Origin of the sequence: Pseudoxanthomonas putridarboris, from assembly GCF_038321125.1 — a bacterium.
Taxonomy (GTDB): domain Bacteria; phylum Pseudomonadota; class Gammaproteobacteria; order Xanthomonadales; family Xanthomonadaceae; genus Pseudoxanthomonas_A; species Pseudoxanthomonas_A putridarboris.
Genome location: NZ_JBBWWT010000012.1, coordinates 97,814 through 107,890 on the forward strand (window position 1 = coordinate 97,814; position 10,077 = coordinate 107,890).

The following is a 10,077-nucleotide window of genomic DNA, read 5'->3' on the forward strand; positions in this document are numbered from 1 at the left end:
ACGGTCCTTTTACTTCGCGATGATGATCCAGTCAACGCCTGTGGAACCGGCCGCCTTCCTAGTATTGCTATCACCTGAATACCAGATCATGTTCACACCAGTAGAGTTATTTCTCCACAGGATGTCGGACTTGCCGTCACCGTTATAATCAGCAACCGCCGCCACGTTCCATGAACTGCTCCCGATTGAGCGCGCACTCGCTGACAAAGCACTGGGCCAGATCACGTTACCGCCCGTAGACCTGTTCCTCCATAGGATGTCGGACCTACCATCCCCATCGAAATCACCAATGCCCGCCATGGTGAACACGTTTGGATTGGCTGCGCCGACGTTAATTACCTTAGTACTATCCGCAGAACGCCAGATCACGTTGGCGCCGCTGGCGCTTCGCCAAAGGATGTCTGACTGGCCGTCGCCATCGAAGTCACCAATGCCAGCAACATTGTAGCCGGTCATCGATGTGACCGCAGCCACAGTAGTACCTGATCTCCAGATCAGATTAGCGCCGGTAGCGGGGTTGCGCCACAGGATATCTGCGCGCCCATCTCCATTGAAGTCACCGATTCCTGCGACAATCCATGCGCTACTCAGCTTGCCCAACGTCACGGCCGAAGTCGAATTGCCCCCACGCCAATAAACGTTCTCGGCTGTTGATGCCTTCCGGAACAGAACATCCGTCCTGCCGTCCCCATCGAAATCACCGAGGCCGACCAGCGCCCATTCAGTGGCCAACGTAGCCATGGCAACCTTCGTATTGGAATTCGCAGCACTCCAGATCAAATGCGCGCCCGAGTTTGGGCGACGCCACAGTATGTCCGACCTACCATCGCCATCGAAGTCGCTAACAGCCCTGCCGGGAAATGGAACCACGGTGGCGCGGAAGGTAGCCACGATTGGGATCGTCTGGTTCAAGCTCCGCGCATTATCCTCACTGTTCGCTACACCACATGCACGACCACCGCAGGTGCTCTTCAGCGGAGTGGAGAAAATACGGTATGGCGTCTGACCTGTATCGCCGTAGGCCATGACCGTGTAGAAATTGCCGTTGGCGGAATTGGTCTTGTACCCGAAGGAATAATCAAACGCACCGTACTGCAAGTTGTTGCTATTGTCTCGCGAGTTGGCCCGATCATGCGCGGAACCCATCAAGTGGGCAACTTCGTGGACCAGCGTTTCGGCCGCACAGAAATATGTCTTGCCGTCGGTCCCTTGGTCTTCACCGTCGCTGACGACGGCATAGCCCCAATCATCATCCACGTTCGGGTTGATTGCCGTGCGGTTGGCGCCATTGAGCCACGCGATGCCACAGCCATCGTTCTCCGGCGTCTTGAAATCACGTACCAGGACGGCAAGATCCGCACCGTATTCATCACGGGCAGCACGCAAAGGCGCCAATGCGGCTGGCACTGCAACCGCGGCGGAGCCAGTATTCCCCGTCAGTTTCTGCAGCGTGTCCGAATTGGTGGTGGTATCCGTATACGAGATCTTGACCGCGCGTACGAGACGGAAATAACCGTTGATGTCGCTGTTGCTCAACGCCTGATTGGCGACCTGAACCAGATTGGTCACGCGCGTGACCGCACCAGCATCGCTACCGATGCGAGCCGCAAGCCCATTGCTGTAACCGATGGCCAGGTCGATGGTGTTGGCCGAGGTCGGCGGGGCCGCCGCCGCGGCAACGGCGTTTTGCGCCACCGCGGATTGCGTGGCCGCGGCGGACGCCATCGCGCGGGATGCGGCCGACGGCGGTATGAGCGTGTCGCCATCCTCGGAAAATGCGCGCGCCGCCTTGCTCGGGTCGACCACCGTGGCGAACAGCTGTCCACCGCGGGTCACCAGCTCGAGCGGAGGAGCGCCATTGGCTTGCGGGATGGAACCGAAGACCGCCTTCTCACCAAAGGTGATGAGGGCCTCCTGCATCTGGTCGCCGTCGATGACTCGGCCGACCCAGGTCCAGTTGCCATCGACATGCTCTTCGTGGCGCTCGTAGCGCAGCTTGACCTGCGACCCATCGGGCGAAGGCACCGTCATCTCGCCGGTGACGACCGCCTTGAGCGCATGCTCTTCACTGATCGCGACCGGATAGTAAGTGAAGGCACCTTCCTTCCTGGACGCGACGCCCTTGTTGGTATAGTTGACGAGTGCGCCACGGTCGGGAGCATTGGCAATCGCCGTGCCGCCGGCACGCGCGGCTGGCAACGAAGCCAGCGACGGGCCCGACGAGCGGGTCGAAGCCGCATCACGCATCCCAGCCAGACTCGATTCGGGGCTTTCTCCACTGCACCCAGCCAACACCAACATCATGGCGCAAGCGCCAACCCGGAATTTCATGCGTACCCTCTGCGTAACGGATATAGCCCCTGATCTCACAATATAGCCCAGCGCCGCGGGTCATAATAGTGAGGCGGTTCCCGTATCCATTATCGGCGCTGGTACGTACAGCTTAAAGTCAGTTGCAGCGCTCGCCCGCGCGGTCGACGAAAAACCGACGCGGCTGCATTCTCTCTAGGCTGCGCGACGGAACGGGACGCCCGTCTTCGCTTGCAGTTCGCTTTCCGTGACGCCGTCCGCGGTTTCCACCAGCACCAGTCCCTCCGGCGTCACGTCGAACACCGCCAGGTCGGTGATGATGCGGTCCACCACCCCCACGCCGGTCAGAGGCAGGTCGCATTGCGGTAGGATCTTGTGGCTGCCGTCCTTCGCCACGTGCTCCATCAGCACCACGATGCGCTTGACCCCGGCCACCAGGTCCATGGCGCCGCCCATGCCCTTGACCATCTTGCCGGGCACCATCCAGTTGGCCAGGTCGCCCCGGTCGGTGACCTGCATGGCGCCCAGCACGGCCAGGTCGATATGGCCACCGCGGATCATGCCGAAGGAATCGTGGCTGCCGAAGTAGCTGGCCCCCGCCCGGGCGGTCACGGTCTGCTTGCCGGCGTTGATCAGGTCGGCATCCACCTCGTCCTCGGTCGGGAACGGGCCGATGCCCAGCAGGCCGTTCTCGGATTGCAGCCAGACGTCGATGCCGGCCGGGATGTGGTTGGCCACCAGGGTCGGCAGGCCGATGCCCAGGTTGACGTAGGCGCCGTCGGTCAGTTCGCGGGCGGCGCGCTGCGCCATTTCATCGCGGGTCCAGGGCATCACTTGTCTCCTGCGGTACGGACGGTGCGCTGTTCGATGCGCTTCTCGGGGTTCGGGTTGTGGACGATGCGGTCCACGTAGATGCCCGGCAGGTGCACGTGATCCGGGTCGATGTCGCCGATCTCCACCACTTCCTCGACTTCGGCGACGCAGACCTTGCCGGCCATGGCGCAGGCGGGATTGAAGTTGCGCGCGGTCTTGCGGAACACCAGATTGCCGGCCTTGTCGGCCTTCCATGCCTTGACCAGCGCCACGTCGGCCACCAGCGCCGTCTCCATCACGTACCAGTGCTCGCCAAACTGGCGGGTCTCCTTGCCTTCCGCCACCACGGTGCCGTAGCCCGTGCGGGTGAAGAACGCCGGAATGCCGGCACCGCCCGCGCGCAGGCGCTCGGCCAAGGTGCCTTGCGGGTTGAATTCCAGTTGCAGTTCGCCCGACAGGAACTGGCGCTCGAACTCCTTGTTCTCACCCACGTAGGACGAAATCATCTTGCTGATCTGCCGGGTCTCCAGCAGCAGCCCCAGGCCGAACCCGTCCACGCCCGCATTGTTGGAAATGGCGGTCAGGTTCTTCACGCCGCTGTCACGCAGCGCCTCGATCAGTGCCTCGGGAATGCCGCACAGTCCAAAGCCGCCCACCGCCAGCGTCTGGCCATCGGCCACCAGCCCCTCAAGCGCAGCGGCGGCGCCGGGATAGAGTTTGTTCTTGCCTCCACCGGCGGGCGGGGCGGGCGTAGCGGTTTCGGCCATGGCGGGTTCCGACGGATGGGAAAGGCCTTCATTCTACCCACCGCCCACCAGCGGACACAGGTACTTTCGGGCAATGGGAAGCGCTCACGCATCGTGCGCTTACACTGTGCCGATGAAATCCTTGGCCCTTGTCACCGCCGTCGCCGCCACCGGCCATGACGACGATCTTGTCCCCCTGCTCGATGCCTGCGCCGGTGCCGGTCTATACGTCCGTGCCGTGGCATGGGACGACCCCACGGTGAACTGGGGCCGGTTCGATGCCGTACTGCTACGCTCTCCCTGGGACTACACCGAGCGGCTGCCCGACTTCCTGGCCTGGTGCGAACAGGTGGACCAGGCCACCCGACTGCTCAACCCTCTCAATGTCGTGCGCTGGAACACCGACAAGCACTACCTTGGTGACCTGGCCGCGATCGGGATTTCGATCGTGCCCACCGCATTCGTCGAGCCCGAGGACGAACCGATGGAAGCGCTGGGGGCGTTCCTGGCCATGCTGTCCACCGACGAGTTCGTGGTGAAGCCCGCCGTCAGCGCCGGCGCACGGGATACCCAGCGCTACGCGCGCGCGCAGGACTTCGCCGCCGGCAACCACATCGCACGCCTGCAGGCGCAGGAACGCGGCGTGATGCTGCAACCCTACCTGTCCGGCGTGGACGTGGCGGGCGAAGCCGCCCTGCTCTACTTCGGGGGACAGTTCAGCCATGCCGTCCGCAAGGCGGCGCTGCTGCCGGCAGGCGATGGCGTGCGGCAAGCTCCGATGGCCATGGGCGACATCCGTGCCCGCGACGCGACGCCGGCGGAACACCACCTCGCCGAACGCGTGCTGGCAGGGGTAGCCCGCCTGCTGCAATTGGAGGTCCCCCTGGCCTATGCCCGGGTGGACCTGCTGCCGGGCACCGATGGCTTGCCACGGCTGCTGGAACTGGAGTTGACCGAACCCTCCCTGTTCTTCGCCCAGGCCCCCGGCAGCGCCGACCGTTTCGCCCAGATATTGACCCGTATGCTGGCCGACGACACCGTACGGGCTCGCACGGGCACCGGCTGACCGGTAAAATCGAAAGTCTGCTCTCGGCCAGCCGCCGCGGCCGGGCCTCTCCGTCGCATATCAGGAATTCCCGCAGGATGAAGATTCTCGTCGCCTACAAGCGCGTGGTGGACTACAACGTCCGCATCCAGGTCAAGCCGGACGGCTCCGGCGTGGTCACCGACGGCGTCAAGCTGTCGCCCAACCCCTTCGACGAGATCGCGCTGGAAGAGGCCCTGCGCCTGCGCGACAAGGGCATCGCCACCGAAGTGGTGGTCGCCACCATCGCTCCGGCCGATGCCCAGGCGCACCTGCGCAACGGCCTGGCCATGGGCGCCAACCGCGCCATCCACGTGGTCACCGACCAGGCCATCCAGCCGCTGACCGCCGCCCGCACCCTGCTGAAGCTGATTGAAAAGGAACAGCCGCAGTTGGTGATTCTGGGCAAGCAGGCCATCGACGACGACGCCAACCAGACCGGCCAGATGCTGGCCACGCTGTGGGGCCGGCCGCAGGCGACCTTCGCCAGCAAGCTGGAGATCGCCGATGGCAAGGCCACCGTCACCCGCGAGGTGGACGCCGGCCTGGAGACGCTGGAAGTCGACCTGCCGGCCGTGGTCACCACCGACCTGCGCCTGAACGAGCCGCGCTTCATCAAGCTGCCGGACATCATGAAGGCCAAGAGCAAGCCGCTGGAAACGCTCGCGCTGGCCGACCTGGGCGTCGACGCCGCCGACACGCTGAAAACCACCCACTACGCCCCGCCGGCCAAGCGCAGCAAGGGCATCATGGTGAAGGACGCGGCCGAACTGGTCGCCGCACTCAAGCAGAAGGGGTTGCTGTAATGGCCAAAGTTCTCGTCATCGCCGAACACCTGGACGGCAAGCTCAACGCCTCCACCGCCAAGACCGTCAGCGCCGCCGCGGCGCTGAACCCGGAAGCCATCGACGTGGCCGTGCTGGCCGCCGACCCGGCCACCATCGCGACCGAAGCCGCGAAGATCGCGGGCGTGACCAAGGTGCTGACCGTGGCCGACCCGGCCAATGCGAACGCCATCGCCCAGGTGCTGGCCCCGCAGATCGCCAAGCTGGCGGCGGGCTATTCGCACGTCTTCGCGCCCTCCACCACTTTCGGCAAGGACCTGCTGCCCTGCGTGGCCGCCCTGCTGGGCGTCAACCAGGTCTCCGACCTGATGGCCGTGGAAGGCACGCACACCTTCAAGCGCCCGATCTACGCCGGCAATGCCATCATCACGGTGGAAGCCCCGGCGGATCAGGTCGTGGTCGCTACCGTGCGCACCGCCTCGTGGCCGGAAGCCGCCCAGGGCGGCAGCGCGGCCGTCGAAGCCGCCAGTGCGGATGCCGCGCTGCCGACGCATACCCGCTATGTGGGCCTGGCCGCCGGCAAGTCCGACCGTCCCGACCTACAAAGCGCCAGGCGCGTGGTCTCCGGCGGCCGAGGCGTCGGTTCGGCCGAGAACTTCAAGGTCATCTATGCCCTGGCCGACAAGCTGGGCGCCGCCGTCGGCGCCTCGCGCGCCGCCGTGGACGCCGGCTACGTGCCCAATGAACTCCAGGTCGGCCAGACCGGCAAGATCATCGCCCCCGAACTGTACGTGGCCGTCGGCATCTCCGGCGCCATCCAGCACCTGACCGGCATCAAGGACGCCGGCACCATCGTCGCGATCAACAAGGATGCCGAGGCGCCGATTTTCGAGATTGCGGATATCGGACTGGTCGGTGACCTGTTCGCCCTTCTTCCAGAACTGGAAGCAGTGCTCTGATCAAACTAACTGACGTGGCAATGACACTCGAAGCCACAAAACGTGTCTTGGTCGTGTTCGGCACCCGACCGGAAGCCATCAAGATGGCGCCGGTCGTGGCCGCTTTGAAGCAACAGCACAATCTCGACACGAGAGTAGCCGTGACTGCTCAGCACCGCCAGATGCTGGACCAGGTTTTGCATTTGTTTGGCATCCGTCCAGATGCAGACCTCGACCTCATGGAACCTGGACAGACCCTGCCCAAGTTGTTCTCCAACATATTGACGGGAATGACCCAAGTTTTATCCGAGTACCATCCGGACCTCGTTTTAATACATGGCGACACCAGCACCACGCTGGCTACCGCACTCGCGGCGTATTATCAACGCATCCCCGTTGGTCATGTAGAGGCTGGACTCCGCACTGGAGATATGCTCTCGCCTTGGCCTGAAGAAGCCAACCGACGGCTGACCGCGCCACTGGCTCATTTGCATTTTGCTCCCACGCGGCAAGCCGCATTGAACTTGGCTGCGGAAGGCATATCCAACGACCGCATCCATGTGACGGGCAACACAGTGATCGATGCCTTGCTCGCTACGACAGACCGCATTGACCGAGATTCACGACTCCGAGCAAGCATTGCTGACCAATTTCCCTTTCCATCGGATGATAGAAAGCTGGTTCTCGTTACGGGCCACAGACGAGAGAACTTCGGCTTAGCCTTTGAACAGATTTGCCTTGCGCTGCGGGACATCGCTGATCGTGGGGATACCAGAATCATCTATCCGGTGCATCTCAACCCCCAGGTTCAAGAGCCGGTAAAGAGACTGATTTCCGATCACCCTGCTATACACCTGATTCCCCCGCAGGACTATCTTCCGTTCGTGTACCTCATGTCGAAAGCCCACCTGATTCTGACCGACTCTGGCGGAGTACAGGAAGAAGCTCCTTCGCTTGGAAAGCCTGTGTTGGTAATGCGCAATACAACAGAGCGCCCGGAAGCCCTTGAGGCAGGTACTGTGCGGCTGGTCGGCACGGATCGCAGAACGATTGCCCGGCAGGCAGCACTGCTGCTTGATGACAAGGATGCCTATGCGGAAATGTCTATGGCACACAATCCATATGGCGATGGCGCATCTGCCGCCAGGATTTCCAGCATCGTCGTGCGTAACTTGGCCAAGCCCCATGACGAACACTGATCACAGCCTATATGCAGATCTCGTGATTGGGACACGGCCCAATATCGTGAAGGCTGCGCCTTTACTTGCCGCCATGATGGACGCCGACTGGTGCCATCCGCAGTTGGTGTTCCTAATGCAACACACGGATGCTGCGCTGGCGTCCGAACCGATGGCCGATCTGGGCATTCCGGCGAACCACCCGATCTATCTTCACCTTACCCATAGAGGATACGGCGCCCGTTTGGGCGAGATGATTGAAGCCTATAGCGCCCGCCTCAATGACAACCGACCGGACCTAGTCATCGTATTCGGAGATGTCGATACTACGCTTGCCGCAGCCTACGCCGCGAAGCGATCCAATATCCCTCTTGCGCACGTCGAGGCAGGACTTCGCAGCAACGATCGCAGCATGCCCGAAGAGCTGAATCGACTATTGGTGGATGCGATCACGGACATTCATTTCACGACAAGCGAAGACGCGCTCCAAAGACTGGTGGAAGTCGAGGGGCATTTAAGCGTGAACGTCCATAATGTAGGAAATTTGATGATAGACTCACTCATCAGCACGGTGGATCGCGCCCATGGACGGTCGCTTTGCGTGCAAATGGATGTCCTGCCGAGTGCCTTCGGCCTTGCGACCTTCCACCGCCCCTCCAATGTGGACTCAGTGGAGAAGCTCCAGGAGCTCCTGCAGATGCTACGGGCAGCATGCTCGCTCATTCCTATCATCCTGCCGCTGCATCCACGCACTGCCGCCGCCTTATCTCGATTCAATCTCGAAAATGAAATTCGCGAAATACCTGGTCTCACGCTTATCAAAGCACTTCGCTACCGGGACTTTGTCTCATTATTATCTCAGGCGCGAGTTGTTCTTACCGACAGCGGCGGACTCCAAGAAGAATGCAGCATCCTAGGTGTCCACTGCCTTACAGTTCGGACAAGCACTGAACGACCAGTGACGCTCCGACTAGGCAGCAACCAACTGGTTACTCCAGCGCAGGTATCGCATGTTCTTGAGAAGGTTTTGAACGAGTCCCAGCCCGCGCCGGCGAGTATTCCTTTGTGGGATGGCAGAACCGCGCAGCGCATAGTGACGGTGCTTCAACCACTGGCAAAAGAACGAAGCATGCTAGCCGGAGTGCGCACCACCTAAATAACCCCGCTCATCAACGCTCCTTTTTGAGCAAGGCGATTACTGCAGACTGGACATCATCTGCCATCGTTCGCGCGTAGGTTGCCGTCAGGTGATGTTGATCCCTGTAGACGAGGATGTTCCCGACTACAGCTGGACAACGATCCTCACGACACAATGAACTTGTCATATCCAAGCTTTGTAGATCCGGGTCAATTTGGATAGCCATATTAAGCGCGGCTTGTGGAAGCACGGCACTCGCTGAAAACACACAATCACTTCCCATTTTCACACAATCGGGACCTGATGCTGGTAGCCAAGGCGTATGCCGAAGCAAAGCAACCTGAATTCCCTGCCGACGTAATGGTTTGAGCCGTCGCAATACGCCCTCGGCAATCTTCTGCTGACTTCCACGCGAGCCCTGACCTTCAATGCGATGGTTGGGAGACTGACTTATGACCACCAGGTCCGGGTTGAGCTTCAATAGCTCTGCAACCAGCTTCGAACTCCATTCCGCACATTGAGGATAGGCTGAAAGCCCAGTGCGGGGACTTCCAGATTGTATTTGGACATCCGTGAAGGCGCAGCCCATTTTGGTGAACACCAACAACTTCCAGCCCATATTAGATGCAGCGGCATCAAAAGCCGGTATCCAGTGCTCTGCGTGCGAGTCACCTATCAGCACTAGTGTGTGCCGGCCTGTCTCCATGCCCATCACGCACCTCACGATCACACTGCCCTCGATCGGTGCGATGCAACGCTCGTTTGCGCCATGCAGCCTGGGCCTGTCCACCCGGGCAGCGTCAGGTGTCGGGATAACTGCTACATCGGCCGGAACCAGATGGCCTTTCCAAGCTAGTGCACCTGGATAATCTTCCATTACAGCTATCCGCTGCTGGTCAGCTTCAATACGCTGATCACCAGCAAAGGTGAGGCCTGTGGCAAACAACGCCAATGTGGCCGTCAGCCCTGCCCCGATCACATACGGACGGAAGGACTCCCCCTTGCGTGCATGCCGGAAGCGCTCCTCAATCACATACTTCGACACGTGCGCCAAGAGAATCGAGACCACCACCACCACCACGCCA

9 protein-coding genes are annotated in these 10,077 nt (G+C 61.4%); 5 read left to right on the forward strand and 4 right to left on the reverse strand.

The window, feature by feature from the left end:
* Positions 1 to 9 precede the first annotated feature (9 nt).
* From AAD027_RS17640 to AAD027_RS17650, 3 genes are all read right to left on the reverse strand, one after another.
* Positions 10 to 2,304 (reverse strand): FG-GAP-like repeat-containing protein, encoded by a 2,295-nt coding sequence (locus tag AAD027_RS17640; protein ID WP_341727345.1) that lies wholly within the window; start codon positions 2,302 to 2,304, stop codon positions 10 to 12.
* 201 nt (positions 2,305 to 2,505) lie between these two features.
* Positions 2,506 to 3,141 carry a CoA transferase subunit B gene (locus tag AAD027_RS17645; protein ID WP_341727346.1) on the reverse strand — a complete coding sequence of 212 codons (636 nt, stop codon included), beginning with the start codon at positions 3,139 to 3,141 and terminating at the stop codon, positions 2,506 to 2,508.
* On the reverse strand, positions 3,141 to 3,890 hold the full coding sequence (locus tag AAD027_RS17650; RefSeq protein ID WP_341727347.1) for a CoA transferase subunit A: 750 nt from the start codon (positions 3,888 to 3,890) through the stop codon (positions 3,141 to 3,143). The genes AAD027_RS17645 and AAD027_RS17650 overlap by 1 nt, the downstream gene beginning before the upstream one ends.
* 112 nt (positions 3,891 to 4,002) lie before the next feature.
* On the opposite strand from AAD027_RS17650, the gene AAD027_RS17655 reads away from it, so the two are divergent.
* From AAD027_RS17655 to wecB (AAD027_RS17675), 5 genes are all read left to right on the forward strand, one after another.
* Positions 4,003 to 4,935: an ATP-grasp domain-containing protein gene (locus tag AAD027_RS17655; RefSeq protein WP_341727348.1), complete on the forward strand. Its 933-nt coding sequence runs from the start codon at positions 4,003 to 4,005 to the stop codon at positions 4,933 to 4,935.
* Positions 4,936 to 5,012: 77 nt separating this feature from the next.
* Complete coding sequence (locus AAD027_RS17660) at positions 5,013 to 5,759, forward strand: electron transfer flavoprotein subunit beta/FixA family protein (protein WP_341727349.1); 747 nt, start codon at positions 5,013 to 5,015, stop codon at positions 5,757 to 5,759.
* Positions 5,759 to 6,697, forward strand: coding sequence for an electron transfer flavoprotein subunit alpha/FixB family protein (locus AAD027_RS17665; RefSeq protein WP_341727350.1), 939 nt, complete (start codon positions 5,759 to 5,761; stop codon positions 6,695 to 6,697). The genes AAD027_RS17660 and AAD027_RS17665 overlap by 1 nt, the downstream gene beginning before the upstream one ends.
* 20 nt (positions 6,698 to 6,717) lie before the next feature.
* Complete coding sequence (gene wecB / locus AAD027_RS17670; protein ID WP_341727351.1) at positions 6,718 to 7,875, forward strand: non-hydrolyzing UDP-N-acetylglucosamine 2-epimerase; 1,158 nt, start codon at positions 6,718 to 6,720, stop codon at positions 7,873 to 7,875.
* Positions 7,862 to 9,010 carry a non-hydrolyzing UDP-N-acetylglucosamine 2-epimerase gene (gene wecB / locus AAD027_RS17675; protein WP_341727352.1) on the forward strand — a complete coding sequence of 383 codons (1,149 nt, stop codon included), beginning with the start codon at positions 7,862 to 7,864 and terminating at the stop codon, positions 9,008 to 9,010. The genes wecB (AAD027_RS17670) and wecB (AAD027_RS17675) overlap by 14 nt, the downstream gene beginning before the upstream one ends.
* Before the next feature lie 13 nt (positions 9,011 to 9,023).
* Here wecB (AAD027_RS17675) and AAD027_RS17680 read toward each other — a convergent pair.
* Positions 9,024 to 10,077 (reverse strand): SGNH hydrolase domain-containing protein (locus tag AAD027_RS17680; protein WP_341727353.1); only part of this gene is annotated, 1,054 nt, incomplete at its 5' end.

What these genes read in the sequence shown, in the direction of transcription:
- AAD027_RS17640 (WP_341727345.1), bottom strand. Translation starts at nt 2,304, where the DNA reads ATGATGTTGGTGTTGGCTGGGTGCAGTGGAGAAAGCCCCGAATCGAGT.
- AAD027_RS17645 (WP_341727346.1), bottom strand. Translation starts at nt 3,141, where the DNA reads ATGCCCTGGACCCGCGATGAAATGGCGCAGCGCGCCGCCCGCGAACTG.
- AAD027_RS17650 (WP_341727347.1), bottom strand. Translation starts at nt 3,890, where the DNA reads ATGGCCGAAACCGCTACGCCCGCCCCGCCCGCCGGTGGAGGCAAGAAC.
- AAD027_RS17655 (WP_341727348.1), top strand. Translation starts at nt 4,003, where the DNA reads ATGAAATCCTTGGCCCTTGTCACCGCCGTCGCCGCCACCGGCCATGAC.
- AAD027_RS17660 (WP_341727349.1), top strand. Translation starts at nt 5,013, where the DNA reads ATGAAGATTCTCGTCGCCTACAAGCGCGTGGTGGACTACAACGTCCGC.
- AAD027_RS17665 (WP_341727350.1), top strand. Translation starts at nt 5,759, where the DNA reads ATGGCCAAAGTTCTCGTCATCGCCGAACACCTGGACGGCAAGCTCAAC.
- wecB (WP_341727351.1), top strand. Translation starts at nt 6,718, where the DNA reads ATGACACTCGAAGCCACAAAACGTGTCTTGGTCGTGTTCGGCACCCGA.
- wecB (WP_341727352.1), top strand. Translation starts at nt 7,862, where the DNA reads ATGACGAACACTGATCACAGCCTATATGCAGATCTCGTGATTGGGACA.